Origin of the sequence: Pseudomonas sp. NPDC089569 (assembly GCF_050280625.1) — a bacterium.
In the GTDB taxonomy this organism is placed as follows: Bacteria; Pseudomonadota; Gammaproteobacteria; order Pseudomonadales; family Pseudomonadaceae; genus Aquipseudomonas.
Map to the genome: position 1 here is coordinate 1 of NZ_JBNNVQ010000084.1, position 26376 is coordinate 26376.

28 protein-coding genes are annotated in these 26376 nt (G+C 60.9%); 5 read left to right on the top strand and 23 right to left on the bottom strand.

The window, feature by feature from the left end; all coding sequences use genetic code 11:
• Window positions 1-130: 130 nt before the first annotated feature.
• The 18 genes from ACQKP2_RS24415 to ACQKP2_RS24500 form a co-directional block, all read right to left on the bottom strand.
• The gene (locus tag ACQKP2_RS24415) at window positions 131-436 is read right to left on the bottom strand and encodes an urease subunit beta (protein WP_427580166.1); all 306 of its coding nucleotides are present in this window, start codon (window positions 434-436) and stop codon (window positions 131-133) included.
• A complete protein-coding gene (locus tag ACQKP2_RS24420) occupies window positions 436-969 on the bottom strand; it encodes a GNAT family N-acetyltransferase (RefSeq protein ID WP_427580167.1) in 534 nt (177 codons plus the stop codon). Before ACQKP2_RS24420 ends, ACQKP2_RS24415 begins: the two co-directional genes overlap by 1 nt.
• 6 nt (window positions 970-975) lie before the next feature.
• On the bottom strand, window positions 976-1509 hold the full coding sequence (locus tag ACQKP2_RS24425) for an N-acetyltransferase family protein (protein ID WP_427580169.1): 534 nt from the start codon (window positions 1507-1509) through the stop codon (window positions 976-978).
• A 9-nt stretch (window positions 1510-1518) separates the two neighbouring features.
• Complete coding sequence (gene ureA / locus ACQKP2_RS24430) at window positions 1519-1821, bottom strand: urease subunit gamma (protein WP_427580171.1); 303 nt, start codon at window positions 1819-1821, stop codon at window positions 1519-1521.
• Between the two features lie 141 nt (window positions 1822-1962).
• Entirely contained in the window at window positions 1963-2802 is an 840-nt protein-coding gene (locus tag ACQKP2_RS24435) for an urease accessory protein UreD (protein WP_427580172.1), read from the bottom strand.
• Between the two features lie 348 nt (window positions 2803-3150).
• On the bottom strand, window positions 3151-4161 hold the full coding sequence (locus ACQKP2_RS24440; RefSeq protein WP_427580173.1) for a FecCD family ABC transporter permease: 1011 nt from the start codon (window positions 4159-4161) through the stop codon (window positions 3151-3153).
• Window positions 4158-5117 (bottom strand): ABC transporter substrate-binding protein, encoded by a 960-nt coding sequence (locus ACQKP2_RS24445; protein WP_427580175.1) that lies wholly within the window; start codon window positions 5115-5117, stop codon window positions 4158-4160. Before ACQKP2_RS24445 ends, ACQKP2_RS24440 begins: the two co-directional genes overlap by 4 nt.
• Complete coding sequence (locus tag ACQKP2_RS24450) at window positions 5114-5902, bottom strand: ABC transporter ATP-binding protein (protein ID WP_427580177.1); 789 nt, start codon at window positions 5900-5902, stop codon at window positions 5114-5116. Before ACQKP2_RS24450 ends, ACQKP2_RS24445 begins: the two co-directional genes overlap by 4 nt.
• A gap of 196 nt (window positions 5903-6098) precedes the next feature.
• Window positions 6099-7478 carry a PepSY-associated TM helix domain-containing protein gene (locus ACQKP2_RS24455; RefSeq protein WP_427580178.1) on the bottom strand — a complete coding sequence of 460 codons (1380 nt, stop codon included), beginning with the start codon at window positions 7476-7478 and terminating at the stop codon, window positions 6099-6101.
• Between the two features lie 223 nt (window positions 7479-7701).
• Window positions 7702-8163: a DUF2946 domain-containing protein gene (locus ACQKP2_RS24460; protein ID WP_427580179.1), complete on the bottom strand. Its 462-nt coding sequence runs from the start codon at window positions 8161-8163 to the stop codon at window positions 7702-7704.
• Window positions 8164-8184: 21 nt separating this feature from the next.
• On the bottom strand, window positions 8185-8664 hold the full coding sequence (locus ACQKP2_RS24465) for a copper chaperone PCu(A)C (RefSeq protein WP_427580180.1): 480 nt from the start codon (window positions 8662-8664) through the stop codon (window positions 8185-8187).
• A 48-nt stretch (window positions 8665-8712) separates the two neighbouring features.
• Complete coding sequence (locus tag ACQKP2_RS24470) at window positions 8713-9111, bottom strand: DUF2946 domain-containing protein (RefSeq protein WP_427580182.1); 399 nt, start codon at window positions 9109-9111, stop codon at window positions 8713-8715.
• Window positions 9112-9209: 98 nt separating this feature from the next.
• Window positions 9210-9500 carry an addiction module antidote protein gene (locus tag ACQKP2_RS24475; protein ID WP_427580184.1) on the bottom strand — a complete coding sequence of 97 codons (291 nt, stop codon included), beginning with the start codon at window positions 9498-9500 and terminating at the stop codon, window positions 9210-9212.
• Window positions 9501-9503: 3 nt separating this feature from the next.
• Window positions 9504-9806, bottom strand: coding sequence for a type II toxin-antitoxin system RelE/ParE family toxin (locus tag ACQKP2_RS24480; RefSeq protein ID WP_427580185.1), 303 nt, complete (start codon window positions 9804-9806; stop codon window positions 9504-9506).
• Between the two features lie 192 nt (window positions 9807-9998).
• Entirely contained in the window at window positions 9999-10727 is a 729-nt protein-coding gene (locus ACQKP2_RS24485) for a cobalt-precorrin-6A reductase (RefSeq protein ID WP_427580187.1), read from the bottom strand.
• A complete protein-coding gene (locus ACQKP2_RS24490; protein ID WP_427580189.1) occupies window positions 10724-11821 on the bottom strand; it encodes a cobalt-precorrin-5B (C(1))-methyltransferase in 1098 nt (365 codons plus the stop codon). Before ACQKP2_RS24490 ends, ACQKP2_RS24485 begins: the two co-directional genes overlap by 4 nt.
• The gene (cbiE, locus tag ACQKP2_RS24495) at window positions 11811-13025 is read right to left on the bottom strand and encodes a precorrin-6y C5,15-methyltransferase (decarboxylating) subunit CbiE (RefSeq protein ID WP_427580191.1); all 1215 of its coding nucleotides are present in this window, start codon (window positions 13023-13025) and stop codon (window positions 11811-11813) included. The genes ACQKP2_RS24490 and cbiE overlap by 11 nt, the downstream gene beginning before the upstream one ends.
• Before the next feature lie 126 nt (window positions 13026-13151).
• Window positions 13152-13805 (bottom strand): hypothetical protein, encoded by a 654-nt coding sequence (locus ACQKP2_RS24500; RefSeq protein WP_427580193.1) that lies wholly within the window; start codon window positions 13803-13805, stop codon window positions 13152-13154.
• Window positions 13806-14055: 250 nt separating this feature from the next.
• Here ACQKP2_RS24500 and cobG point away from each other — a divergent pair, with 250 nt between their 5' ends.
• From cobG to ACQKP2_RS24525, 5 genes are all read left to right on the top strand, one after another.
• Window positions 14056-15378 (top strand): precorrin-3B synthase, encoded by a 1323-nt coding sequence (gene cobG, locus ACQKP2_RS24505; protein ID WP_427580195.1) that lies wholly within the window; start codon window positions 14056-14058, stop codon window positions 15376-15378.
• Window positions 15371-15997 (top strand): precorrin-8X methylmutase, encoded by a 627-nt coding sequence (locus ACQKP2_RS24510; RefSeq protein ID WP_427580197.1) that lies wholly within the window; start codon window positions 15371-15373, stop codon window positions 15995-15997. Before cobG ends, ACQKP2_RS24510 begins: the two co-directional genes overlap by 8 nt.
• A complete protein-coding gene (locus ACQKP2_RS24515; protein ID WP_427580199.1) occupies window positions 15994-16728 on the top strand; it encodes a precorrin-2 C(20)-methyltransferase in 735 nt (244 codons plus the stop codon). Before ACQKP2_RS24510 ends, ACQKP2_RS24515 begins: the two co-directional genes overlap by 4 nt.
• Window positions 16728-18437 (top strand): precorrin-3B C(17)-methyltransferase, encoded by a 1710-nt coding sequence (gene cobJ, locus ACQKP2_RS24520; RefSeq protein ID WP_427580201.1) that lies wholly within the window; start codon window positions 16728-16730, stop codon window positions 18435-18437. Before ACQKP2_RS24515 ends, cobJ begins: the two co-directional genes overlap by 1 nt.
• A 223-nt stretch (window positions 18438-18660) precedes the next feature.
• Window positions 18661-19476, top strand: coding sequence for a hypothetical protein (locus tag ACQKP2_RS24525; protein WP_427580202.1), 816 nt, complete (start codon window positions 18661-18663; stop codon window positions 19474-19476).
• 76 nt (window positions 19477-19552) lie between these two features.
• Here ACQKP2_RS24525 and ACQKP2_RS24530 read toward each other — a convergent pair whose 3' ends face one another.
• From ACQKP2_RS24530 to ACQKP2_RS24550, 5 genes are all read right to left on the bottom strand, one after another.
• Window positions 19553-20149: a MarC family protein gene (locus ACQKP2_RS24530; protein ID WP_427580204.1), complete on the bottom strand. Its 597-nt coding sequence runs from the start codon at window positions 20147-20149 to the stop codon at window positions 19553-19555.
• A gap of 63 nt (window positions 20150-20212) precedes the next feature.
• Window positions 20213-22990 carry a response regulator gene (locus ACQKP2_RS24535; RefSeq protein WP_427580206.1) on the bottom strand — a complete coding sequence of 926 codons (2778 nt, stop codon included), beginning with the start codon at window positions 22988-22990 and terminating at the stop codon, window positions 20213-20215.
• A 99-nt stretch (window positions 22991-23089) separates the two neighbouring features.
• Window positions 23090-24385 carry a phosphoribosylamine--glycine ligase gene (gene purD / locus ACQKP2_RS24540; protein ID WP_427580208.1) on the bottom strand — a complete coding sequence of 432 codons (1296 nt, stop codon included), beginning with the start codon at window positions 24383-24385 and terminating at the stop codon, window positions 23090-23092.
• A gap of 155 nt (window positions 24386-24540) precedes the next feature.
• On the bottom strand, window positions 24541-26148 hold the full coding sequence (gene purH, locus ACQKP2_RS24545; RefSeq protein WP_427580211.1) for a bifunctional phosphoribosylaminoimidazolecarboxamide formyltransferase/IMP cyclohydrolase: 1608 nt from the start codon (window positions 26146-26148) through the stop codon (window positions 24541-24543).
• Window positions 26149-26196: 48 nt separating this feature from the next.
• The coding region (locus ACQKP2_RS24550) for an RHS repeat domain-containing protein (protein ID WP_427580212.1) at window positions 26197-26376 on the bottom strand (180 nt) is incomplete at its 5' end.

Below are 26376 nucleotides of genomic sequence, written 5' to 3' on the forward strand. Positions count from 1 at the left end.
CTGGAATAAGATTTACGCATAGCCAAACACCTCAGATTTGGGCGCCATCATAGCGCCCGATTGAAGTGTCCAAAATCATTAGGCCAGTTCAGGCTTGCCCGCGAAGAGGCCGGTACAGTCAGCATAAAAATCAGAGGTCACCCATGATCCTGCCGGCAAAGCCGAACACCCGACGCTTGCCCGCCAGGTCCACCAGCTCCACCTCGCGACTCTGCCCCGGCTCGAAACGCACGGCGGTGCCGGCGGGGATGTTCAGGCGCATGCCGCGGCTGGCGGCGCGGTCGAAGGTGAGGGCGTCGTTGGTTTCAAAAAAATGGTAGTGCGAGCCGACCTGGATCGGCCGGTCGCCGCTGTTGGCCACCGTCAGGCTGATCGTGCGGCGCCCGGTGTTGAGTTCGATTTCGCCGGGCTGGATCTGGTACTGGCCGGGAATCATCAATGGGCTCCCTGGAGAATCTTGTAATAGAGCGCCGTCGGTTTGTAGCGGCCGTTCGGGTCGCAGGCGTAATCCGGGATTTCACCCGCGCGGGAGTAACCCAGCGCTTTGTAGAAGTCTTCCGCCGGGGAGCCGGCCTCGGTGTCGAGGAACAACATGCCGCGCTTGTGTTGCAGGGCGGTTTGCTCCAGCGCTGCCATCAATTGCTGGCCCAGGCCGCGACGCCGAGCGTGCTCGCGTACCAGCAGTTTCTGTACCTCGGCACGGTTCAAGCCATTGGCCTTTTGGCACAGGCTCAGTTGCACGCTGGCTTGCACTTGCTCGTCCTTGACCACTACCCACAGCAGCACCTGGCCTTTGTTCAGGTTTTCCTGGACTTCATCGAAGTACGCGCGGGCTTGCGTGGTATCGAGGTCGGCCATGAAGCCGACACTGGCACCATAGCCGACGGCATCGAGCAGCAGCTCGATCAAGCCCTGGCGGTAGTGCGCAAAGCTTTCGGCATTGACACGTCGCAACTGAGCGGAATTCATCGGGTGTCACTCCTTGTTGGCGTCCGGCGGAAGTGCGCCAGGGTTCAGGGTCAGTTGCATGAACGTCAGGTCCAGCCAGCGACCGAACTTGGTGCCCACCTGCGGCATCTGTCCGGTGATGATGAAACCGGCGCGTTCATGCAGGCGAATGGACGCGGCGTTGCCACTTTCGATGGCCGCGACCATCACATGCTTGTCGCAGTCTCTGGCGCGCTCGATCAGCGCCTCCATCAGTTTCGGACCCAGGCCATTGCCGCGCTGGTCGCTGCGCACGTAGACCGAGTGCTCGACGGTGTGACGGAAACCGTCGAAGGGTCGCCAGTCACCGAACGAAGCGTAGCCCAGCACGCTGTTATCACTATCGACGATTACCAGGATCGGATAGTTCTGGGACTGCCGGGCGCTGAACCAGGCCTGGCGATTGCCCAGATCCACGGCCTGCTCGTTCCAGATGGCCGTCGTGTTGAGCACGGCGTCGTTGTAGATGTCGCGGATTGCCGGCAGGTCGGCGTGTACTGCATCGCGGATGGTGTAAGTCATGGTGTGGCCTCAGATGATCGGTTGATGGACGGTGACCAGTTTGGTGCCGTCGGGGAATGTCGCTTCGACCTGGATCTCCGGAATCATTTCCGGGATGCCTTCCATCACCTGCTCGCGGTTCAGCAACGTGGTGCCGTAGTGCATCAGCTCGGCCACGGTCTGGCCATCGCGGGCGCCTTCGAGCAGCGCCGCCGAGATGTAGGCCATGGCTTCGGGATAATTGAGTTTCACACCGCGAGCCAAACGCCGCTCGGCTACCAGGCCGGCGGTGAAGATCAGCAGCTTGTCTTTCTCACGTGGGGTCAGGTCCATCGTTGCAATCCATAATCGGCAGTTAAAAGGTTACTCAACCCGTAGGAGCGAGGCTTGCCCGCGAAGCTTTTTGGTGCCCTTGAGGTCCTCTTCGCGGGCAAGCCTCGCTCCTACAACATTCGGTGTTCCATGATCGCGTGATCAGGTGTTCCATATTCTTGGTGGAACGGCCTCGCGCCCCAGCAGCGCCGGGCGCAACAGCTTCCACAGGTCAATCAACCAGCCACGAGCCAGCAACGCCTCACTGGCCAGGCAACGGGCAACCAGCAGGCCTGGCAATTGCGTCAGATCCCCGCGCACTTCGTTGGTCAGCGAGCGACAGCGCTCCAGCAGTTCGGCGTCGATTTCGCCGGTCACCAGCAAGGTGGCAAACACAGGCTGTCCATCAAGGCCGATCGGCGAATCCAGCAAACCGTCGTTTCCGACAATGCGCTGGCGCTCATGCCAGAGCAACCGGCCGTCATGGCGAATATCCAGTTGTGCCTGAAAATGGCCCCGTTCAAAACGTTCGCCGCTGGCCGGGCGACCCAGGGCCACCACGTCCCAGTACAGCAGCCGGGCGTCGCCTTGCAGGTCAATCGACGTGCTGAGTTCTGCCTGGGCGGCGCTGTAGACGATGGTCTCTTGCGGCAGCCACTCCAGGGTCGCACCGGCCTCCACCTGCAAGTGCAGTCGCTGACAGGCAGGCCCTGCCGCGCGATACCATTTGGCGGCACCGGGGCTGGTGAGCTGGGCCCAGGCATCGCTGCCGACGCGTGCCGAGATATCCAGTCGATCGCCGCCGGCAATCCCGCCGGGTGGGTGCACGATGATGTGCTGGCAGACCTGCGGCCCTTCGGCATACAGGTGTTTCTGCACCCGCAGCGGGCCCAGGTGCCGACGCAGGATCGGGCGTGTGCTGTCGCCGAATCGGGCGTAGCCCAGCTCCAGCTCGGCATGCCAGCTCGGGGTGAACAGCGGGAGGGAGGCAGGTGAGTTCATGGTTTCATTATCGTTAGGACGCTACATATTAGATCGTAGCTTTTGATAATTTTCCTGGCTGGCAGATGCGGACCACTGAAGAGTCTTTAGCAAGGGCTGTGCCCGCTCGGATTTGGGCAGGAAAGTGTCGTGTCAGAGCGGTGGGTCTTGTGCTGGCGCACCATGAAAGGACGGCTTGCACGCGCAGGTGCACCGGCATGCGCCATTCTGGTGCGAGCAGCACCGATCCCCTGTAGGAGCGAGCACGCTCGCGATGGTCGCCAACGATAACGCTGGGTGCCTGACTCCCCGAGGCGTTCTCGAGTCCATCGCGAGCTTGCTCGCTCCTACAGTTTGGGGGGCGATGGGTCAGCGACGGCGCATCAGGCCGATGAAAAACAGCCCACCAATGGCGGCGGTCGCCACGCCGATAGGCAGGTCTTGCGGGGCGATCAGGGTGCGGGCGGCGACATCCACCCAGACCAGAAACACGCTGCCGAGCAGTACGCACGCCGGCAGCAACCGGCGATGCTCGGCACCGACCAGGCGCCGCGCGATGTGCGGCACCATCAATCCGACAAAGCCGATCGAGCCGCTGACGGACACCAGTACACCGGTCATCAGCGAGGCGATCACAAACACCCGCAAGCGTACGGTGCGTGCATTCAGGCCCAGCGTTACAGCAGTCTGCTCGCCCGCCATCAAGGCATTCAATGGCCGCGCCATCGCCGTCAGCAGCACCAGCCCGAACAGCACACACAAGGCCGGCACCGCCAACAGTTGCCAACGTGCCAGTCCGAGTCCGCCGAGCATCCAGAACATCACCGCCGAACTGGCGCGATGATCGCCCATGAACAACAGCAAGTTGGCAATCGCCATCATCACGAATGACACGGCCACGCCGCAAAGCAACAAGCGATCACTGTCCAGACGGCCATGACGGCTTGCGATCATCAGAACCACCAGCATGCTCAACAGCGCACCGATAAAGGCTGCGACGGGCAATGTCAGCAGACCGACGATTTCACCGACATGCAGCACCACAATCACCGCGCCCAACGTCGCGCCGGAGGTGACACCCAGCAGGTGCGGATCGGCCAGCGGATTGCGCGTGGCGGCTTGCAGCACAGCACCGATCAACGCCAGCCCGGCACCGACCAGTGCACCGAGCAACATGCGTGGTACACGGATCAGCCAGACGATGTGTTCCTGGCCGGCACTCCAGTCCGCTGCGCCGATGCCGCACAGCTTGTGCAACAGAATCCGCCATACGACCTCTACCGGAACCCGCGCCGGGCCGAAACCCAGCGACACCACGCAGGACACCAGCAGTACGGTGCCCAGGGCGATCAACAGCAAGGCATGGCGTCGCTCGCTCATTGACCGTGAAAACCCTTGGCCAGCGTCGCCACCGCCAACACGTTGTCTATGCCCGGTGTGGCTTGCACGTACGGAATGACAACGAAGCGCTGGTGCCTGATCGCGTCCACCGATTGCAGTGCCTTGTTGCTGCGCAGAAATTCAATCTTTTGTTCGGCGGTGATTTCGCCGTAGTCGACGATCACAATCACCTGCGGGTTGCGTTCGACCACGTTCTCCCAGTTGACCCGGGTCCAGCTCGCGTCGACATCGTCGAGAATGTTGCGCCCGCCGGCGGCGTCGATCAGCGCCTGGGGCATGCCCAGGCGGCCGGACGTCATGGCCCGGTCCTCGCCGCTGTCGTAGAGGAATACCCGTGGCTTGTCGGCGGGCAGTTCGTGGCGAATCGCGGTGACTTGCGCCTGCATCTGCTTGATCAGGGTATCGGCACGATCCTGCACGTCGAAGATTTTCCCAAGGTTGCGCAGGTCGTTGTAAGTGTCCTCGAGCGTGGCTGGCGGCCGCTTCATCACGAAGGCGCAGGACTCGGTCAACTCGTAGACATTGATACCCAGGGGTTGCAGGGTTTGCGGCGTGAGGTCGCCACCCACGCGCATGCCGTAATCCCAACCGGCGAAAAAGAAGTCGACGTTGGCGTCGAGCAGGGTTTCCACCGACGGATACTTGGCCGCCAGTTCCGGCAGACCCTCGAGGATGCCCTGCATCTGCGGTGTCACCGATTTCCAGCCCGACACACCGCTGTAACCGGCCATCCGCGGCTTCAGGCCAAGGGCGAGCATCATTTGGGTCATGTTGATGTCGTGGCTGACAGCGTGTTTCGGTGCTTGCCGGAACGTCACCTCGCGGTTGCAGCTGTGAATCGTCAGCGGGTAATGCGTGGGTTCGGCAAAGGCCTGGGCGCAGCCCGACAGCAGGGCAAGTGAAAGGCTGGCGCGCAGCAGGGAACGCAAGGTCATGATTGGGTTATCCAGGTGATTCGTGGGTAGCCGTGCAAAGGATGTTCATCGATCAGCGCTTCCACGCCGAATACGTTGCGCAACAGGGTGTCGGTCAGGACTTCCCTTGGTGTCCCGCTGGCGACGATGCGGCCGTGCTCGATCACGTACAGCCGATCGCAAAAGGCCGCCGCAAGATTGAGATCGTGGAGGCTGGCCAGGGTGCCGATCTTCAGGCGTTTGACCAGCTGCAACAATTGCAGTTGGTAGCGCGGGTCGAGGTGGTTGGTCGGTTCGTCGAGGATCAACAATCGGGGTTGCTGGGCCAGGGCGCGGGCGAGGATCACACGTTGTTTTTCACCGCCGGAGAGGGTGGAAAATTCGTGGTCTTCGAAACCCGGCAGGCCGACCGATTCCAGCGCGCTTTTCACAAGGTTTCTGTCCTCGATGGTATCGCCATCGAACAGCCCCTTGTGCGGCGTGCGCCCCATGGCGACCACTTCGCATACGCTCAGGCCGAAGGCATCCGGAAATTCCTGCAACACCACGGCAATGCGCTGCGCACACCAGCGTGAGGATTGCTTCCAGACGTTTTGCTGATCGAGCCGGACCTCACCATTGTCCGGTTTGCTGAATCGCCAGGCGCAACGCAGCAGACTGGTCTTGCCGCTGCCGTTGGGACCGATCAGGCCAACGAACTCTCCGGTGGCCACGTGCAAGGAAGCGTCGCGTAGCTGGAAGGAGTGGTGGCAGTGACCCTGGCCCAGGGGCGTCCAGGAAATATTCGTGAGGTTCAGCGAGGTCATGCAGTGGCTCTTGAAGTGAAGCTTCAGGCCCCTTCGCGGGCAAGTCGGATCGCCGCACCGCTCGCTCCTACAGGTCATGCGCAAAACCTGTAGGAGCGAGGCTTGCCCGCGAAGGGGCCCGAAAGGAGACTCTGAATCTGAGAGGGTGATGCTCGGGAAGTTTACAGCGCCTTCAATCCCGCGCATCTCGCCTGTTTCATGATGAAGTTGAAGTCGACTCAGCTTGCCGGGTGAAGCGCGACAGCAGTACGCGGTCGAGTACCCAGACCGCCACCAGCGAAGCGCCCACCAGTGGGAAGGCCACCGCCAGTGCGAACATGATGACCATCGCGGTTTTCCATTTGGGCAGGTCATGGCGCAATGGCGGAACGCCGAGCTTGCCTTGTGGACGGCGCTTCCACCAGATCACCACGCCACTGACGGCGCTGAGCAGGATCATCAGGCAAATCAGCAGTACGACGATCTGATTGAACACCCCGAACATTTTGCCCTCGTGCAGCATCACGCCGATTTCCGTCGCGCGGGCGACGGCGCCGTACTGTTCGTAGCGCACGTCGGCCAGGACTTTGCCGCTGTATTGGTCGACATGCAGGGTGGCGTCGTTGCGTGGGTCGTCGGCGAATACGGCGATGGTGAACACGCCTGTTGCGCTGGTCGGAAGGGTAATGCTGTAGCCCGGTTCGACCTTGCTCTGCGTGGCGATGTCCTGCACGTCCTGCAGGCTGATGGTCGGCGCCGCAGGGCCGGCTTTCGCTTCACCATGGGCCATGTGTTCGGCGTGGTCGCCGGACATCGGCATCGGTGTGTTTTCCATGGCCCACGGCACGGTCTGGCGGGTGGCGCTATTGAGGCTGCGGGCTTCGACGTCGGACTTGGGTACGTTGTCCCACATCGCCGCCGGAAACACATTCCACACCGCGGCATATTGCTGGCCCCAGAACCCGGTCCAGGTCATGCCACTGAGCAGCATGACCAGCAGCAGCGACGCGCCCCAGAACCCGGTCACGGCATGCAGGTCGCGCCACAGCACACGGCCACGGCTGCTCAGGCGTGGCCACAGAATGCCGGCGGCCTGGCCGCGCGGCCACCACAGGAAGATGCCGGAAACCACCAGCACCACACCCCAACCGGCGGCCAGCTCCACCAAGCGGTCACCGACGGTGCCGATCATCAGCTCGCCGTGAATCGCCCGGGCAATGGCTTGCAGGTTTTTCTTGGCATCCTGTTCGCCCAGGATGTCGCCGTGATACGGATCGACAAAAACGTTGAGTTCGCTGCCGCCGTCGAGCACGACAAACTGGGCACTGCGTTCGGCATCGACCGGTGGCAGGTACTGCTTGATGGTTGCCTGTGGGTACGTTTCCTTGACCCGCTTGAGCAGGTCGTCGGCCGCCAGGCTGTTATGGCCGGCCGGGACGTTGAGCAGGCTGCTGTACATCAGTGAATCGAGTTGCGGCTTGAACAGGTAAATGGTGCCCGTCAAGGCCAGCATTACCATGAATGGCGCAACGAACAATCCGGCATAGAAATGCCAGCGCCAGGCCAGGTTATAGAAATTCACTTTAGGCTGTTTCATCACGTGTGCTCCGCTTGGCTTGGTTCTTTTAATTCTCGGTTCGCGGTTGCCGGGCAACCGAACGCGGGCAGGGACAGTGGTGAACCTGCAGGAGCGAGCCTGCTCGCGATAGCGGTCTGCCAGACGACATGAATGTCTGCTGACAATCCCTCATTGCTGGCAAGCCAGCTCCCACTGTTTCATTTGACTGTCTTGCTGACTGCGGGAGATCAAAGGCGAGTGTTTACGCGACGACGATGGGCGGGGCGCGGGTGCGGGCACCGGGGAAGAACGTTTGCCGGGCATGGCCCAGGCGAGGGGACGCGGAGGTGAAAGGACTGGCTGGCGGGGTGCCGAACGCGGTGAACGTTGCGCCACCGGTGAGCGCCGGGCAATTGAACAGCAGACTGCAATAGCCGCATTTCTCCCACAAAACGTGGTGCCCGGCTTGCGGTGGACAGTGCTCGGCGTCGGATTGTGCAGCATGGCCAGCCGGGTCCATCGCCGACATGTCCCTATTCATGTCCATCGACATGTTCATGGACATGTTTTCAGACACGGCCGTGTACGAACCCATCGGCATCGACTGAGAAATCAGCGGACCGATAAAGATCATCAACATGGCGAACAGGCTGATCCAGCTGCCGCGTGTCAGGCTCGATGGCTGACTACGGGGGCTGGCAGACCTGGTGCCAAGCGGGCGCATGGGCGTATTCAGCTCAGGCGATTACTGGGTATGCACGTGTGCTTGCATGGTGTCCGGTGCCTGCTTCTGTACCGCGACTTCGACTTTCACGTCGCCGGCCTTCTCGAAGTGCAGGGTCATGGGGAAGCGCTTGCCGTCGCTGAGCAGGCTGCGATCTTTCAGATTCAGCAGCATCACGTGATAAGCCATCGGCGCGAAAGTGACTTCACCGCCAGCGGGGATTTCCACGCTGGGCACGTGCTCCATTTTCATGACGTCGTTTTTCATCGTGTGCTCATGCAACTGAGCTTCACCGGCAATCGGTGTGTCGACGCTGAGCAGCCGGTCGGCGGTTTTGCCTTCGTTGTGAATCACGAAATAGGCCGCTACGGTCGGCGCGTTGGGCGGCAACTCCTGCGACCAGGGGTGAGCGATTTCCAGCTCGCCGGCCTTGTATTCGTGGGCATTGGCAAAGCAGGCAGGCAGCAGCAATGCGGCCAGAACGATGAATTTGTTCAACATGGCAGTTCTCCGGAATGATTCGAAACGCAGGTCAATTGCGAGAAGGAATCACACCAGAGGGGATGCGCGGGGATTGAGGTTGGGCCATTGCTGGCGCGGTGTCGGCGTGTTGAACGATGGAGGCGGCAGGCTTGGATTGCTCTCGAACTGCGCGAAGTACAACCGGGATTCATGGCCGGGCAATGCCACCAGCGGAGCGGAACCCGAGCAGCACCAGCAATGCTGCATATTGGAGTGATCGTCGTTGTGCGAGGCCTTGGGCTCGATGTCCCCAAGGGAAATCGCCACCATTTTGGTGCCGCTGGCCGAGCAGAAGCTGCCCCACAACAATTGTTCCGCTGGCGATTTGGCCGACTGCGCCATCGCTCCGGACATCGGCATGGCGAGCATGTTGAACAGCACTGCGAAGCAGGCTATCCAGGCAATTGCGAGCCGTTGTCGGGACATGGGACAGTTCCGGTTGGGTGGGCGATCAGGCGCGGCTATTTAGCCTGATCAATGCCGATAAGTAAAAAAGCGACGTGCGGTTTGGTGTCGCAGCACAGTCAGATTGCAACGGCATGCAAACGCAAACCCAAAGCTTTCATAACCTTCATGATAGTCGCGAATTCCGGATTGCCAGTACTGCTTAGCGCTTTGTACAGACTCTCCCGTCCCAAGCCAGTATCACGGGCAATTTGCGTCATGCCTTGTGCGCGGGCGATGTCATTGAGGGCGGCTCGTATCAGTACGCCATCGCCTGCGTCCTCTTCAAAGCAGGCATCCAGGTAGGCGGCCATTTCTTCTGGAGACTTGAGGAACTGCGCAGCATCAAAGCGGGTAAATTGTTCGGTCATGATCTACTCCTCATTACCGATGCATTGCGCCATCTGAATGGCGCGTTGGATATCTCGTTTTTGGGTCGACTTGTCGCCACCCACCAGCAGCAGATAAACCACTTCGCCCCTGCGAGTGAAGTACATCCGGTAGCCGGGCCCATAGTGAACGCGCATTTCATGAACGTTCGATCCAACAGGCACGCAATCGCCAAAGTTTCCATGCTCGGCAGCCCGGAGCCTGGCGAGTATTCGTGCCTTGCCAATGGTGTCCTTCAATGAGTCGAGCCATTGGGCGAATGCGCGGGATCGTCTGAAGTCGATCATGTCGAAATCGTATTCCTTGGGATACAAACTGGCAAGCCGCGCTTTTCCGGGAATGAAGCGGGTCGCTCCCTGTAAATGGCGGGTCTGTGTTTGATCGAATTAAAGGAATTCGAATATGAAGCGCAGGCATGAAATGGAACAGCCAGCTCATTCCTGGAAAGTCGCCAGCAAATTCACAGGTGTTTGCAGCTCTCAGGAAACGTCTGACAGAGACAGGCTTTCCAGCAACTGACTCACAGAACTGAACTCCCGATCCACCAACGGCAACTCCGGCCGCTTCAACACCAGTACCGGTACCCCGCGCTCGCGAGCTACTTCCAGTTTCGGTTCAGTCGCGGTGCTGCCGCTGTTCTTGCTGATCAGCACATCGATTTGTCGGCGTTCGAACAGCTCACGTTCATCGTCGATCAGAAACGGCCCGCGTGCGCCGATCACTTCGCAGCGGTCGTTGCCGGGATACGCGTCCAGTGCGCGCAAGGTCCAGAATTGTTCCGGCGGGATTTCCTCCAGGTGTTGCAGGGGCTCGCGGCCGAGGGTGAACAGCGGTCGTCGAAAGGGCTTGAGGGCTTCGATCAGTTCGGCCCAATCGCTGACTTCACGCCAGTCATCGCTGGCCTGGGGTTGCCACGCCGGGCGTCGCAGCGCCCAGCAGGGGATGCCGCTCAGGTGCGCGGCATGCGCGGCGTTTTGGCTGATTTTTGCGGCATAGGGGTGCGTGGCATCGAGCAGCAGGTCGATGCGTTCTTCGTGGATGTAGTGCGCGAGGCCTTCGGCACCGCCGAAGCCGCCGACGCGAACCTGGCAGGTCAGGTCCGTCGGCACCCGACCGATGCCGGCCAGGCTGTAGATATGCCGGGGGCCAAGGGTCCGGGCGATGGCCAGGGCCTCGGTCACGCCACCCAGCAATAGAATCCGCTTCATTGAAACGCTCCGGCATGACCGACAATCCCGCCCTGGCGGTCGATGGCAAACACTTCGACTTGCACCTGCGCGGGCACCACGCTGCGGGCGAAGATCAAGGCGTGGCGACACACCTCATCGCCCAGGGCGATTCCGGCGGTGCTGGCCATGGCCAAAGCCTGCTGACTGGTGTTGGCTTCGCGGATGCCTTGCTGCAGCGTGGCATCGGCACCGACCGCCGCGGCCCACTCGGCCAGTTGCGGCAAATCGATGCTCGAATGCCGACTGTGCAGGTCCATGTGCCCGGCCGCCAGTTTGCTGATCTTGCCGAAGCCGCCACAGATGCTGAGTTTATCCACCGGCACTTTGCGCAGGTGCTTGAGCACCGCGCCGACGAAGTCGCCCATCTCGATCAGGGCTATTTCCGGCAGGTTGTAGACCCGGCGCATGGTGTCTTCGCTGGCGTTGCCGGTGCAGGCGGCGATGTGCAGGTAGCCGTTGGTTTTCGCCACGTCGATGCCCTGGTGGATCGAGGCGATGTAGGCGGCACAGGAGAATGGCCGGACGATGCCGCTGGTGCCGAGTATCGACAGGCCGCCGAGAATCCCCAGGCGCGGATTCATGGTCTTGAGCGCCAGGGCTTCGCCGTTTTCGACATTGACCGTTACCTCGAAGCCGCCGAGGTAACCGAGTTCGGCAGCCAGTCCGGTCAGATGATCGCTGATCATTTTGCGTGGCACCGGGTTGATCGCCGGCTCGCCCACACCCAGTACCAGCCCCGGTCGGGTGACTGTGCCGACGCCACGACCGGCATGGAAACCAACCCCGGGTTCCGCGCGCAGTCGCACCTGGGAGTAAAGCAGGGCGCCGTGGGTGACGTCAGGATCGTCCCCGGCATCCTTGATCGTGCCGGCTTCGGCGCCGTCGCCCGCCAACCGGCAGAATTCCAGACGCATCCGCACCTGTTTACCCTTCGGCAAGACTATCTCGACGGCATCGGCCGCCGTGCCCGCAAGCAGCAACCGGGCTGCCGCAAGGCTGGTTGCGGTCGCGCAGCTGCCGGTGGTCAGGCCGCTGCGCAGCGGTGCGGGTTGTTCAGGGGTTTCATCGCGCATCGAGAGTTTTCGTCACATCGAGTACGGTAATCGGCAAGGCCTGGCGCCAGGTATCGAAGTCACCCAATGGTTGCGCCTGAGCGATATGAATGCGTGTCAGCTCCCCGCCATGCCGTTCACGCCAGGCCATCAGGGCCATTTCGCTTTGCAGCGTGACAGCATTGGCGATCAGCCGACCGCCTGGCTTGAGGGCCGCCCAGCAACTGTCCAGCACGCCTTCGCGGGTTACACCGCCACCGATGAAAACGGCATCCGGTCGTTCCAGCCCGTCGAGGGCGTGTGGTGCACGGCCGCGAATCAATTGCAGGCCGGGCACGCCAAGGGCGTCGCGATTGTGTTCGATCAGTTGCTGGCGCCCTTCATCGGCTTCGATGGCCAGTGCGCGACAACTCGGATGGGCACGCATCCATTCAATGCCGATCGAACCGCTGCCGGCGCCGACATCCCAGAGCAATTCGCCGGGAATGGGGGCCAGTCGTGCCAGGGTGATCGCGCGTACATCGCGCTTGGTCAATTGGCCGTCATGCTTGAACGCCGAGTCCGGCAGCCCGGCCAATCGCGACAGGCGCGGCGCGCCAGGTTCGGCGAGGCAGTCGATGGCGATCAGGTTCAGGTCGGCGATCAAGGGATCGCTCCAGTCGCTGGCGACGCCATCGATACGCCGTTCGGCAGTACCGCCCAAATGCTCCAGCACGGTGAGCCGACTCGGACCGAAGCCACGCTCACGCAACAATGCGGCAATCGCGCCAGGGCTTTGGCCGTCGTTGCTCAACACCAGCAAACGCGCACCACTGAACAGCTGTGTGCTGAGTGAAGCAATGGGACGGGCGACTACCGATACGGTGACCACGTCCTGCAATGGCCAGCCCATTCGGGCCGCTGCGAGCGAGCAGGAGGAGGGCGCCGGCAGGATCAGCATTTCGTCGACGTGCAACTGCCGCGCAAGACTGGCCCCCACGCCGAAAAACATCGGGTCGCCGCTGGCCAGCACACAGACAGGCTCGCCACGTCTGGCCAGAACCGGTTCAAGGGTGAATGGGCGGGGCCACAATTGCCGCTCGCCACGAATGCAGGCAGGCAGCAAATCCAGTTGCCGTTGACCGCCAATGATCCGCGAGGCGTTGAGCAGCGCGTGTCGGGCGTTTTTTCCAAGGCCCTTGAAACCGTCCTCTGCGATGCCTACCACTGTCAGCCAGGGGGTCATGCTGTTCCTCTTCCATCAAACGAAGCTCAATCGTCACCACGTCGGTACGTCAAGCGTGGCGGTTGTGCATCATAGCGCGGTGTGGAAGGCAATCGCCTGCCGCGAGGGAGGAAATCGGCACAAGCTTCAGGTCGCTCGTGCCTTGCACAAGTTGAATCTTTTCATTGCGATCTCGCACCTCTTTTTCTCGATGAGCGTTCTTTTGGTTTCGAGCTCGGATTTACTGAGCTTCAGGTAGGCCCGTCGCTGAATGATCTCTGTGCTGCGATCTTCCCAATCCCCAAATAGAAAGGCGCTTTTCTTCCTTTGCGTCACCAGCTCAAGATTGAAAACCGCTATTTCAAGCCGCCCCCTGGAATCGTAGCGTGCGGGAATCACCTGAAAGTGTTCGCCCAGGCGGCTTTCTTCATCCAGCGAATAGAGCGCCGGTCTGTCGGGCTTGAGCGCATCGAGCGTGTCGATCATGGCGTTCCCTTGTCTGGCGTCATGCATCCCCTGAGCGCTTCGGACCAGAAAGTCCGCAACGCTTTCAGGCAGGTCGTGGCGGGTGCGGGTAAAGATGGTGTCCTGGAAAACGGACCAGCCCAGAAAATTCAATGTCGATACGTATTCATTCAGCCACTTCGCCGAATCAACGAAGCGGCCACAGAGCAGGTCGGCAGATCGGGTGGCGATCTGGGTGCAGTGAGTCATGTCGTCGTGATCCTGCGGTGAAAGTTCATCGATGCACGAGACAAGATTGGGTCCGGTCAATATTCCGGCTGGATGTTCCCTGTTCATGTGTTGCTCCTGAAAATGGCCAAGCTGTTTGCTTGTCATCGGAACGTACAGGAGCCGACAACCGGATTGAGTGTGGCTGGACAGATCATTTGATTCCTGCTGTGAAGGCCTGTTGCAGGGCTTTTCAGGGGGGAGCCAAAAATCCGTTCACGCCGCTTTGAAACACGTTTCGTCGTCAATCCGCGTGGGCTTTTCATCCGGCCAGACAAAGCAGGCATAATGCTGCCCTTCAATTCGTACCGGTCATCCTGTGAACTCTTCTCAGCCATCCAGCCCATTGCGTCCTTCGGCCTGTCCAGGGTTGTTGCGTATCGTCCAGGCGCTGGATGGTGGCATTTGCCGGATCAAGCTCAGCGGTGGCGCCATCGATGCACAGCAAGCCGTTGCCGTCGCCGATGCGGCCCAGCGATATGCCGGTGGCGTGATCGAGGCGACCAACCGCGCCAATCTGCAGATTCGCGGGATTGGCAGCGAGACAGCCGCCTTGATCGACAGCTTGCTGGCCTGCGGATTGGGGCCAAGCAATGCAGCCGGCGATGACGTGCGCAACCTGATGCTCAGCCCTGCCGCCGGGATCGATCGACACAGGGTGTTCGACACCCGCCCGCTGGCCGAGCGAATTCTCGCCACCGTGCAACGCCACGAACATTTCCACGACCTCAGTGCCAAGTTCGCCGTGCAACTGGATGGCGGCGAGGCCCTGGCGATGCTCGAACATCACCATGATCTGTGGCTCTCGGCATTCGAGCAGGACGGCGAGCGGCGGCTGGCGTTCGGTCTGGCCGGTTGTCCAACGGACGCGCCCGCCGGCTCGGTGGCGCTCGACAAGGGCCATGACACCGTGGTCGCGGTGCTTGAATTGTTTCTTGAGCTGGCGAGTCCGCAGCAGACGCGGATGCGTCATTTGCTTGCCGAGCACCCGATAGACGACTTCCTTGCCCGGTTGGCGGAGCGAGCGGCGTTCCAGTCCCATTGCGGTTGGCAGCGCAGTACGCAGCCGGGTGCATTGCACATTGGCGCTCATCCCCAGATCGAGGCCGGCATTGTCTATGTGGGAGCGGTGCCGCCGCTGGGACGGCTTGACCCGGCCATGCTGCGCGGCGTGGCACGCCTGGCGGGCGAGTTCGGTGACGGGAGCCTGCGATTCACGCCATGGCAAAGCCTGCTGTTGCCCAATGTTCGCCACGAACACGCTGCCCAGGTCATTCAGCGACTGGAGGAGCTGGGGCTGATGTGCAATCCCGATCAATCGCTGGCCCGGATGATCGCCTGTACCGGTTCAAGCGGGTGCGGCAAGGGCCAGGCCGAAACAAAGGGTGATGCCCGGCAGTTGGCTGCGCTCCTGCAGCGGCAGGGACAGGCATTGAGCGTACACCTGAGCGGTTGCCCGCGCTCCTGCGCCGCCGCGCATGTCGCACCGGTCACCCTGCTGGCCGTCGCCCCCGGCCGTTACGATCTATATTTTCGCGACGCAGCGCAGCCCGGTTTCGGAGCCCTGCACGCACACCACCTCACTATCGATGCGGTCGGCGCCTTGCTCGACGCCCGCTCACGGAGCCCCTTTGATGCTTGATTACATCCGCGACGGACAGGAGATCTATCGCAACTCCTTCGCGATCATTCGTGCCGAGGCCAACCTGGCGCGAATCCCGGCCGACCTGGAAAAACTCGCGGTGCGGGTGATCCACGCCTGCGGCATGGTCGAATCCATCGACGGATTGCAGTTTTCCGAAGGCGCGGGCAAGGCCGGGCGCGAAGCGCTGGCCGCCGGTGCGCCGATTCTGTGCGATGCGCGAATGGTCTCCGAAGGCATCACCCGCGCGCGTTTGCCGGCCAACAACCCGGTGATTTGCACGCTACGCGACGAGAGCGTTCCGGATCTTGCCCGCGAGCTGGGCAATACCCGCTCCGCCGCTGCGCTGGAACTTTGGCGTCCGCACCTGGAAGGCAGCGTGGTGGTGATCGGCAATGCGCCGACGGCGTTGTTCTATTTGCTGGAAATGCTTGATGCCGGAGCGCCGAAACCGGCGCTGATCCTCGGCTTCCCGGTGGGCTTCGTCGGCGCTGCCGAATCCAAGGCGATGCTCGCGGCGGACAGTCGCGGCGTGCCGTTCGTCATCATGCAGGGCCGGTTGGGCGGTAGCGCCATGGCCGCCGCCGCCGTCAATGCCCTCGCCACGGAGATCGAATGATGCAAGCAACAGGACGTTTGATCGGTCTGGGCGTCGGCCCCGGCGATCCGGAACTGATCACGGTCAAGGCCCTGCGCCTGCTGCGTGAGTCGCCCGTGGTGGCGTACTTCGTGGCCAAGGGCAAGAAGGGCAACGCCTTCGGCATCATCGAGGCGCATTTGCAGGAAGCACAAACCCTGTTGCCGCTGGTCTACCCGGTCACCACCGAAACGTTGCCGGCGCCGCTTTCCTATGAGCAGGTCATCAGCGATTTCTACGATACCGCCGGCGAGCAGCTTGCGGTGCATCTGGATGCCGGGCGTGACGTGGCAGTGATCTGCGAAGGCGATCCGTTCTTCTATGGCTCCTACATGTACTTGCACGACCGGCTCGCCGAGCGCTATGAAGCCGAGGTCGTGCCGGGGGTTTGCTCGATGCTCGGTGGCGCTTCGGTGCTCGGTGCGCCGTTGGTCTATCGCAATCAGAGCCTGTCGGTGCTGTCGGGTGTGCTGCCACATGATGAACTCAAGCGTCGCCTGGCCGATGCCGATGCGGCGGTGATCATGAAACTGGGGCGCAACTTTCCGAAAGTACGTGAGGTGCTGGAGGAACTCGGGTTGGCCCAAAGGGCGCTCTACGTCGAGCGTGCGACCATGGCCAACCAGAAGATCGTGCCACTGGACCAGGTCGAGCCGATGTCCTCGCCGTATTTCTCGCTGATCATCGTTCCCGGCGAAAGGTGGCAAGGCTGATGACACGTCCAGCTCCGGCGATTGTCATTCTTGGCAATGGCAGCTTCGCCACAGCACGCAAGATTCAGCAGCTGTACCCCGAATCGCTGATCCACGGTCTGGCGGGGCGGGTCGAAGACGCGGACCGCACTTACCGCGAATTCGGTGCGACCTTGCGTGAGTTCTATCTTGCGGACACGCCGATCATCGCGCTGTGCGCGGCCGGGATCGTAATCCGTACCCTCGCGCCACTGCTGTTGGAAAAGGGCGCCGAGCCGCCCGTGCTGGCGGTTGCCGAAGATGGCAGCGCCGTGGTGCCGTTACTCGGTGGTTTGGGCGGCGTGAACCTGATGGCGCGGGAAATGGCGGCTCATCTCGATGTTGCGCCGGCCATCACCACCAGCGGCGAGTTGCGCTTTGGTACGTGCCTGCTCAATCCGCCCGATGGCTATGCCTTGGGCGATCTGGAGCTGGGCAAACGTTTCGTGTCCGATTTGCTGGCCGGTGAAATGGTACGCATCGAAGGCGCGGCGCCGTGGCTGGCCCAGGCGCAGCTACCTGAGAGTCCGCAGGCGCGGCTGGCGGTACATGTCAGCCCTGCAGAGCGTGCGCCGTCGGCCGACGAATTGCTGATTTATCCACGCAGTGTCCTGGTCGCCGTTGGCGCTGGCGTTGCAGACATACCGGGCGCTGTTCGCGAGGCGTTGAGCCAGGCGTCGGTGGCTGCGCAGTCGGTGGCTTGTCTTTTGGCCGCCGATACCGAAATGGCCAATCCGGCACTGCGCGAAGCAGCGCTCGAGTTGGGTGTCCCGCTGCGATTTGCCGAAGCGGGTGAGGGCGCTGGTGAGCTGGCACGCAATGCCATTGGCCAGCCTCTGGCCGTTTACGGTGATGACACCCTTGCCATTGCGGTCGCCGAACAGCCGCTGGACCTGGTACGGATCGGCCGGCCTCGCGGACGTCTCGCGGTGATCGGCCTGGGACCGGGTGCCGCCGAACTGATGGTGCCGGCGGTCAAGGCGGAACTGGCTCGTGCCGATGATGTGCTGGGTTACGAGACCTATGTGCGTATGGCCGGACCGTTCCGCAACGATCAGGTGCTGCATTGCACCGACAATCGCGAAGAGATGCAGCGCGCGCGTCACGCCTTCGAACTGGCGGCCCAGGGGCGGTCGGTGGTGGTGGTGTCTTCCGGTGATCCTGGGGTTTTTGCGATGGCCGCCGCGGTACTGGAAGCACTTCACGAGTCCACCGATGTGGCGTGGCATAACGTAGATCTGGAGATCCTGCCGGGTGTCTCCGCTTCGCTGGCGACGGCTGCCCAGGCGGGTGCGCCTTTGGGGCACGACTTCTGCGTGCTGTCGCTGTCGGACAACCTCAAGCCTTGGTCGATCATCGAAAAGCGACTGGATCTGGCGGCGGAGGCCGATCTGGCCCTGGCCTTCTACAACCCCATCTCCCGTTCGCGCCCCTGGCAGCTGGGGCAAGCGCTGGACATCGTCGCTCGCCACCGTGAGCCGGCGACACCGGTTGTGTTGGGGCGGGACATTGGTCGGCCGGGGCAGACCTTGCGGGTCACCACCCTCGGGCATCTGACCCCTGATCAGGTAGACATGCGGACGATGGTCATCATCGGATCTTCGACGACGCGTGTGATCCCTCGCCCAGACGGGCGCACTTGGGTGTACACACCACGCAGCTACGGAGACAAGCTCACGCCGATCCCTTGAAACCTGCCTGGTCATCGTATGTTGAATAAAACCAGACCACCCTGGTTGTCAGCCAGGGTGGTCTGGTTTTTTATTTTTCATGTTTATTTAGTGCGGTCCACTCTGTCCTGGCGGATGGCATACATATGTTGTATCTGCTTGGATTTGTTGAGCAGGGCAAGTCTGTTTAAGTTTGCAGTGTTCCTGGATGGAGCATCTTTTAAATAATAAAGGGAATTAAGTTATGAGTGCTTTTGAAAGTTCTATCAGTATTTCTGAAAGTGTGGATTTCGTAAGAGGCTGTATTCAAAAGCGTCGCGGCGCATTGGCCGTCAGGCCGCGCGCAAGGTCGTTGGCGTCGACACCGGTTTCGAGCCCGTCAAAAGAGCTGGATGCGCTGGTGCTGGGCAATAGTCTGGTCGGCTACGGTGACAGGATCAGCATCGAGAACATGGCGATCATTGAAAACCTGATCACGATGTCGAAGATGGAAGCGAACTACGAAGTGCCGGGAAACAAAGATCCCAAGGCCTGGTATCACGCCTTTACCAAGTGCATGGAGGATCTTGGTTGCTTTGTGGCGGACAAAGGCTTTTCAAAATACAGCGCCGCATCGCTAAAAGTGACGATGGACAATGTCATGGTCGATATTGTTCAGGCAGCGGTTGAGGCGGCCAAAGCGGCGGTTCCGGGCGCTACTGTGCTCAGTGCGGTGACGAACTCTACCTTGAGTGCATTGAAGCAGGAACCAGAGGCGATCAACCTGCTGAATATCGAGTCCAAGAGCGCTGAAGGTGTGCGGCTATCCACGATTCCCTGTGAGCAACTGGCCAATGGAATCATCCTGATTGCGATTGCGGCAGTGGATCACCAAGGGGGAAGTAATGACGGTGGGCTGTTGTTCGTTGACTGGAAAACATCTTCACTCGATGTCTTTCACGGGAAGTCTTTCATAACGTTCAATCCAGCCCGATATGCTGAAATAAAGTGGGATATCGAGGAGTATCTTGGCGTGCATCGCAAGGAAATCCTGGCGAAGCGTTTCAGTCGGCGCAAGTAACCGGGTAAGGCCATAGACTTGTAGTCTCTGGCCATGAAAAGTCATTTCGAGAAAGTCTTGATGAGGGCGAGCCCGGTCAAGGAACCAGGTAACCTTTGACCCCGGTAAAAATAATCTGCGCCGCCAGTGCGCACACAAACAACCCCATCAACCGGCTGACAATCTGCAACCCCTGATCGCCCAGAATGCGTTCGATGTGGTTGGACAGATAGAGCACCACGCCGACCGTGAAACTGGCCAGGGCAATACTCAGGATGGCGGTGAGTTTGTCATCCCAATGCGGCTGGCCAACGCCCATTACCAGCAGGGCACCAATGGTCCCGGGGCCAACCGTCAGCGGAATGGTCAACGGGACGATGGTCACATCCTGCTGCACGTTGTCGGCCTGTACTGCCGATTTTCCCTGGGCCATGCCCAGTGCCGAGATGAACAGTACGCTGCCGGCACCGATGCGAAATGCATCCACGGTGATGCCGAAGACACTGAAGATGACCCGGCCGAACAGGTACAGCAGGACGCTGGAGACCAGCGTGGCGATCGCCACTTTCCAGGCCAGTCGATGTTGTTCCTTGCGCGAGTAGCCGCGTGTCAGAGTGATGAAGCAGGACAAAACGAAGAACGGGCTGTAAAGCACCAGCATCTTCAGATAAACGCTGAACAACACGTGGAGCATGGTGCAGGCTCACTGGCGGGGGAATTCGAGGGGAGTCTATCAGGCGTTGCACAGTCTGTCGGCTCAGGACGCTGGCGTTGCCGCGCGGTGTTGTTGATCGCGCTGGGCAACCCAGTGTTCGATCAGTTCGCGCAATTGCGAGAGTTCGACAGGTTTGGCCATGTGCCCGTCCATGCCGGCCTGGCGTGCGCGTTCCTTATGCTCGGCGAGGATGTGTGCGGTCAACGCCACCACGGGGGTGCGAGTCCGCTTGTTGCTGACTTCCCAGGCCCGCAGCTGCTGGGTGGCGGAGAAGCCGTCGAGGATTGGCATCTCGCAGTCCATCAGCACCAGGTCGTAACGCTGGGCCTTCATGGCCAACAGTGCTTCTTCACCATTGCTGGCGGTATCAGGTTGCAGATTGAGCTTACCCAGCATGCCGCGAATCACCTTGGTCGAGATGCTGTTGTCCTCGGCCACCAGAATGCGGAAGTCGCTGGGCACCTTGACGGGCAGTGCCGTGGCGGAGGGCGGTTGCTGGGGGATGGCCAGGCCTTTGTTGCGTTGGGCCAATTCGTCGGCCAGCGTCGTCTTGAGGGTATAGCCGGCCACGGGTTTGGCCAGGATGCGTTTGATACCGGAATTGCGCGCAATGATCTTGCTTGGCGCGTTGCTGATGCCGGTGAGCATGATCAACAGGATGTCGTGGTTCAGGCTCGGGTCTTCCTTGATCTTGGCGGCCAGTTGCATGCCGGTCATGCCGGGCATGTTCTGGTCCAGCAAGACCACGTCGAAGTAGTCGCGCAAGTGCGCCTTGGTGCGCAACAGCGCCAGTGCTTCCTTGCCCGATGCCACGGCGCTGACGTTCAAGCCCCAGGCACTGCATTGCTGAACAAGCACTTTGCGACAGGTGTCGTTGTCATCGACCACCAGGACCCGTGCGCCCTGAAGCGGGCCGTTGAGGTCCGACGTCGGATGCTCCAGGCGATCAGGGTCCAGGGGCAAGGTCAGCCACAGAGTGCTGCCCTGATTGCTGCCGCTTTTGATACCAAACTCGCCCTGCATGAGACGGATCAGCTGGCGTGCGATGACCAGGCCAAGATTGCCGCTCAAACGGTTGGCCGAGAGGAAATGCTTGCTGTGCAGTTCGGCATGCATCAATGCATCGCGTTCTTCGGCGTCCATAGGTTCGCCGCTGTCCTGCACGGCGATGCGCAGGCGTGGCTTGACGCTGCGCTCATCGAGCGCGACGACTATCAGGATTTCACCTTCGTCGGTTTTCTTCAGCGCGTTTTCAAGCAGGCTCAACAGGGTCTGGCGCAGGCGCGTCGGATCACCGCTGATGACTCGCGGCACTTGCGGCTGAATGAAGCTGATCAGCTCGACGTTCTGCTGTTCCGCCTTGGCGCGAAAAATGCTGAGGCAGTCTTCGATCAGGGCATTGAGATCGAACTGAACATCGTCCAGTTCGATCTGCCCGGATTCGAGTTTGGAGATGTCGAGGATTTCGTTGATCAGCGTCAGCAGTTCGTTGCCGGCGCTGTGGATGGTCTGCACATAGTCGCGTTGCTTGACCGAGAGCGGAGTGCCCAGCAACAACTCGGTCATGCCCAGCACGCCATTCATGGGGGTGCGAATCTCGTGGCTGATCTTCGCCAGGAATTCGGCCTTGGCATTGATTTCGGCATTGCTGGCCGCCAGGTCGCGGCTGATGCTGAAGCGATCTTCAGTGATGCGACGCTGGCGTTCGCTCAACGCAATGCTCATCAACAATCCGCTGATGCAGATGAATGCCAACAGGGTGGTGATCAGGCCGTGGGGTTCGATCAGGGTCAACCCCAGCAGTGCCGGCAGGATGATCAGCGTACCGATGTTGAACACCACCATGGCTGCCACGAACAGCCGCGCCGGACGATAGCCTTTTTGCCAGTGATAGGCGCTGACGAACAGCATGGTCAGCCCCGCCAGGGCGACCAGGCCGTAGGTAATGATGTTCAGTGGCAGCGTGTTGACGAACAGCAGCAACAAGCTGCTGATCATGATGAGCAGAATTTCGCCGACAATCAGTTTGTTCAGCGGGTGCGGGCCCAGGGGGGTGAAGAAGCGATAGGTGAACATCAGGCCGCTGGGCGCTGTCAGCAACAGGGCGAGGTAGGCGCCAGGCGTTTCCACGGCCTGCCAGATCGGTAGCCAGGCTCCTGCCAGATTCAGCAACAAAACCAGGCTGAGCATCAACAAGGCTTCGCAGGCCGCGAGCCATGCGCTGCTGCGCGAGCGGGTATAGGCATAGCGGATGAGGTTGTGCAGGATCAGCATGCCAATGCAGCCCAGCAACAGTCCGTAAATGAGTGTCTGGGTCTGACTGGCTGCAATCATGACCGCCGATTGCAGGGTGATGTAGGGGCGCAACTGGTGCTCGGATACCAGCCGCAGGTATACATCGAGAGGTTTGTCGCTTTGCGGCAATGGCAGCATGAAGTCGCTGCTGGGCAGCGGCCGGTCGGCCAACGCTTGCCTGTTGCCCGTATTGGATTGCCCGATCAGCGTATCGCCGTCCAGCACATACATGTTCAGCTGCTGCAGATCGGGTGCGAACACCTTCAGTAGCTGTTCATGCTTGCCCGGAGCCAGGCGAAAGCGTAGCCAGAGCGCACTGTCGGGTTCGGCAGCGGTCAGGCGGTCGAGTTCGATAGGGCTGAATTGATTGGTGTATCGGGCAGAACGGATGTCGCTCAGTTGCAAGTCGCCCTGTTCGTCGAGCAATACCGACCAGCCACTGCCTTGCGCGGCCTGGACCGGGAGCATGCAGAGCAGGGTCAGCAGAGTGACGGTGAAACCTATGGCAATCCTGAGCCAGCGCACGGCGAAATCCCTTCGTAGGTTGATGCCAGAATATAACTATGCGCGGCGTCGGAATAGCCAGGCAAGGGCACGAAGCCCTTGTCTGGCTCAATGGGTAACTTATTCCTGATTTTCGCCACGCTCGCGGGCAATGGCACGGTAGCCAATGTCCTTGCGATAGAAACAGCCTTCCCAATCAATACTGGCCGCCAGTTTGTAAGCCTGCTGTTGAGCAGCACCTACGCTGGCGCCCATGGCGGTGGCGCAAAGCACCCGGCCACCTGCCGTCACGACCTGGCCGTCCTTGAGCGCAGTGCCAGCGTGAAAGACTTTGCCTTCCAGTGCTGCCGCTGCATCAAGGCCCTTGATGGCCGCGCCTTTGGCGTAGTCACCAGGATAGCCGCCCGCAGCCAGAACGATACCGACGCTCGGACGTGGATCCCATTGTGCCTCGACCTTGTCCAGCGCCTGCGCCAGGGCTGCTTCGACCAGCAGTACCAGACTCGATTGCAGACGCAGCATGACAGGCTGGGTTTCAGGGTCGCCGAAACGGCAGTTGAATTCGATGACTTTTGGGTTACCAGCCTTGTCGATCATCAGGCCCGCGTACAGGAAACCAGTGTAGACGTTACCTTCATCGGCCATGCCGCGAACGGTCGGCCAGATCACCTGATCCATGACGCGCTGGTGCACTTCAGGGGTGACCACTGGAGCAGGAGAGTAGGCACCCATGCCGCCGGTGTTGGGCCCTGTGTCACCGTCGCCGACCCGCTTGTGATCCTGGCTGGTGGCCATCGGCAAGACATTCTTGCCATCGACCATGACGATGAAGCTGGCTTCTTCGCCGTCCAGGAACTCTTCGATCACCACGCGGGAGCCGGCATCGCCAAAGGCGTTGCCCGCCAGCATGTCGCGCACGGCATCTTCGGCTTCTGCCAGGGTCATGGCGACGATCACGCCTTTGCCGGCGGCCAGGCCGTCGGCCTTGATCACGATCGGAGCGCCTTTTTCACGCAGGTAAGCCAGGGCCGGTTCGATCTCGGTGAAGTTCTGGTAGTCGGCGGTCGGGATCTTGTGGCGAGCCAGGAAATCCTTGGTGAACGCTTTCGAGCCTTCCAGTTGAGCGGCGCCGGCAGTCGGGCCGAAGCAATCCAGGCCACGGGAGCGGAACAGGTCCACGACACCGGCAACCAGAGGCACTTCCGGGCCAACGATGGTCAGCGAAACGTTTTTCTCGGCGAAGTCCGCCAGTTGCTCGAGGGCCAGCACGTCAATGGCGACGTTCTCGCACTTGGCCTCAATGGCAGTGCCGGCGTTGCCAGGTGCCACGAACACTTTCTGTACACGCGGATCCTGAGCCACTTTCCAGGCCAGGGCATGTTCACGGCCACCGCTGCCAATGATCAAAACATTCATTTCAAAAACCTCGGATGACGCAAATTCTGTGGGCAGCGCTGAAGCTGCTTTTCTGTGGGAGTGAGCCTGCTCGCGAAAGCGGTGTTTCAGTCACATCTCTATTGAATGTGCCGCCGTCTTCGCGAGCAGGCTCGCTCCCACAGTTGATCGTGTACTTAGTGACGGAAGTGGCGCATGCCGGTAAATACCATGGCGATGCCGGCTTCGTCGGCAGCTGCAATCACTTCGTTGTCACGCATCGAGCCGCCTGGCTGGATTACGGCAGTGATACCGGCCTTGGCTGCATTATCGATGCCGTCGCGGAACGGGAAGAACGCATCGGAGGCCATCACCGCACCCTGTACCTGCAGGCCAGCATGTTCTGCCTTGATTGCAGCAATGCGAGCGGAGTTCACGCGGCTCATCTGGCCTGCGCCGACGCCGATGGTCTGGCGGTTCTTGGCGTAGACGATGGCGTTGGACTTGACGTACTTGGCCACTTTCCAGGCGAAGATCAGGTCGTGGATTTCCTGTTCGGTCGGTGCACGCTTGGTCACGACTTTCAGGTCATCGGCGCCGATCATGCCGATATCGCGGCTTTGTACCAGCAGGCCGCCGTTGACGCGCTTGTAGTCCCAGGCGGCAGCGCGATCGGCCGACCACTCGCCGCAAGCCAGCAGGCGCACGTTGGCTTTCGCTGCCACGACGGCGCGGGCTTCTTCGCTGACGCTTGGGGCGATGATGACTTCGACGAACTGGCGCTCGACGATGGCCTTGGCGGTTTCAGCGTCCAGTTCGCGGTTGAAGGCGATAATGCCGCCGAATGCCGATTCGGTGTCGGTGGCGTAGGCCAGGTCGTAAGCCTTGCGGATACCGCCTTCGGCATCGGGGCTCACGGCCACGCCGCACGGGTTGGCGTGCTTGACGATGACGCAGGCCGGCTTGACGAAGCTCTTCACGCATTCCAGCGCGGCGTCGGTGTCGGCAACGTTGTTGTACGACAGCTCCTTGCCTTGCAGTTGGGTCGCAGTAGCGATGCCGGCTTCGGCAGGTTTTGCTTCCACGTAGAACGCCGCGCTCTGGTGCGGGTTTTCGCCGTAGCGCATTTCCTGGGCCTTGATGAACTGGCTGTTGAAAGTGCGCGGGAACTCGCTGCGACCTTCCGTGCCGAGGGTGTCAGCGGCCTGGTTAACAGTGCCCATGTAGTTGGCGATCATGCCGTCGTAGGCAGCGGTGTGTTCAAACGCCTTGAGCATCAGGTCGAAGCGCTGGGCGTAGGTCAGGCCACCGGCCTTGAGGTTTTCCAGCACGTTGGCGTAATCGCTGGCATTGACCACGATCGCGACGTCTTTGTGATTCTTCGCAGCGGAACGGACCATGGTCGGGCCGCCGATATCGATGTTTTCGATGGCGGTCGGCAGGTCGCAGCCTGGCTTGTTGATGGTGGCTTCGAACGGGTACAGGTTGACCGCTACCAGGTCGATCGGCTTGATGCCGTGCTCGTTCATGATGGCGTCGTCGATACCGCGACGACCGAGAATTCCGCCGTGGATTTTCGGGTGCAGGGTTTTCACCCGACCGTCCATCATTTCTGCAAAGCCGGTGTAATCAGCGACTTCCACTGCGGCAACACCGTTGTCTTGCAGCAGCTTGAACGTTCCGCCGGTGGAGAGGATCTCGACGCCCAGGGCTTCCAGCTCTTTGGCGAATTCAAGGATCCCTGTCTTGTCGGAAACGCTGATCAGGGCGCGGCGGATCGGCAGGCGGGTAGTCTGGTCGGTCATCTCAATTTCCATCAAAAGCAAAGGAGTCAGCAAAAAAGGCGACCGTTTTTAGCGGGCGCCTTTCTGGTTTGATTGAATGCTTACAGCAAATCGTACTGCTTGAGTTTCTTGCGCAGCGTGCCGCGGTTCAGTCTGCTGTTCGTCGTAGTCGTAGCGCTCGGTCTCGCCGACGGCATTGCGCGCCTCGACCAGCCGCCCGCGGGCGTCGTAGCCGTAGCTGACCAGCGT

Excerpts from the sequence above, each read along its gene's own strand:
- ACQKP2_RS24440 (WP_427580173.1), bottom strand. The coding sequence starts at position 4,161 with ATGAGCGAGCGACGCCATGCCTTGCTGTTGATCGCCCTGGGCACCGTA.
- ACQKP2_RS24465 (WP_427580180.1), bottom strand. The coding sequence starts at position 8,664 with ATGTTGAACAAATTCATCGTTCTGGCCGCATTGCTGCTGCCTGCCTGC.
- ACQKP2_RS24480 (WP_427580185.1), bottom strand. The coding sequence starts at position 9,806 with ATGATCGACTTCAGACGATCCCGCGCATTCGCCCAATGGCTCGACTCA.
- ACQKP2_RS24525 (WP_427580202.1), top strand. The coding sequence starts at position 18,661 with ATGAGTGCTTTTGAAAGTTCTATCAGTATTTCTGAAAGTGTGGATTTC.
- ACQKP2_RS24515 (WP_427580199.1), top strand. The coding sequence starts at position 15,994 with ATGATGCAAGCAACAGGACGTTTGATCGGTCTGGGCGTCGGCCCCGGC.
- ACQKP2_RS24455 (WP_427580178.1), bottom strand. The coding sequence starts at position 7,478 with ATGAAACAGCCTAAAGTGAATTTCTATAACCTGGCCTGGCGCTGGCAT.
- ACQKP2_RS24475 (WP_427580184.1), bottom strand. The coding sequence starts at position 9,500 with ATGACCGAACAATTTACCCGCTTTGATGCTGCGCAGTTCCTCAAGTCT.
- ureA (WP_427580171.1), bottom strand. The coding sequence starts at position 1,821 with ATGGACCTGACCCCACGTGAGAAAGACAAGCTGCTGATCTTCACCGCC.
- ACQKP2_RS24435 (WP_427580172.1), bottom strand. The coding sequence starts at position 2,802 with ATGAACTCACCTGCCTCCCTCCCGCTGTTCACCCCGAGCTGGCATGCC.
- cobJ (WP_427580201.1), top strand. The coding sequence starts at position 16,728 with ATGACACGTCCAGCTCCGGCGATTGTCATTCTTGGCAATGGCAGCTTC.
- ACQKP2_RS24500 (WP_427580193.1), bottom strand. The coding sequence starts at position 13,805 with ATGAACAGGGAACATCCAGCCGGAATATTGACCGGACCCAATCTTGTC.
- purH (WP_427580211.1), bottom strand. The coding sequence starts at position 26,148 with ATGACCGACCAGACTACCCGCCTGCCGATCCGCCGCGCCCTGATCAGC.
- ACQKP2_RS24460 (WP_427580179.1), bottom strand. The coding sequence starts at position 8,163 with ATGCGCCCGCTTGGCACCAGGTCTGCCAGCCCCCGTAGTCAGCCATCG.
- ACQKP2_RS24445 (WP_427580175.1), bottom strand. The coding sequence starts at position 5,117 with ATGACCTTGCGTTCCCTGCTGCGCGCCAGCCTTTCACTTGCCCTGCTG.
- ACQKP2_RS24450 (WP_427580177.1), bottom strand. The coding sequence starts at position 5,902 with ATGACCTCGCTGAACCTCACGAATATTTCCTGGACGCCCCTGGGCCAG.
- purD (WP_427580208.1), bottom strand. The coding sequence starts at position 24,385 with ATGAATGTTTTGATCATTGGCAGCGGTGGCCGTGAACATGCCCTGGCC.
- ACQKP2_RS24415 (WP_427580166.1), bottom strand. The coding sequence starts at position 436 with ATGATTCCCGGCCAGTACCAGATCCAGCCCGGCGAAATCGAACTCAAC.
- ACQKP2_RS24470 (WP_427580182.1), bottom strand. The coding sequence starts at position 9,111 with ATGTCCCGACAACGGCTCGCAATTGCCTGGATAGCCTGCTTCGCAGTG.
- ACQKP2_RS24485 (WP_427580187.1), bottom strand. The coding sequence starts at position 10,727 with ATGAAGCGGATTCTATTGCTGGGTGGCGTGACCGAGGCCCTGGCCATC.
- ACQKP2_RS24490 (WP_427580189.1), bottom strand. The coding sequence starts at position 11,821 with ATGCGCGATGAAACCCCTGAACAACCCGCACCGCTGCGCAGCGGCCTG.
- ACQKP2_RS24420 (WP_427580167.1), bottom strand. The coding sequence starts at position 969 with ATGAATTCCGCTCAGTTGCGACGTGTCAATGCCGAAAGCTTTGCGCAC.
- ACQKP2_RS24510 (WP_427580197.1), top strand. The coding sequence starts at position 15,371 with ATGCTTGATTACATCCGCGACGGACAGGAGATCTATCGCAACTCCTTC.
- cbiE (WP_427580191.1), bottom strand. The coding sequence starts at position 13,025 with ATGACCCCCTGGCTGACAGTGGTAGGCATCGCAGAGGACGGTTTCAAG.
- ACQKP2_RS24530 (WP_427580204.1), bottom strand. The coding sequence starts at position 20,149 with ATGCTCCACGTGTTGTTCAGCGTTTATCTGAAGATGCTGGTGCTTTAC.
- ACQKP2_RS24425 (WP_427580169.1), bottom strand. The coding sequence starts at position 1,509 with ATGACTTACACCATCCGCGATGCAGTACACGCCGACCTGCCGGCAATC.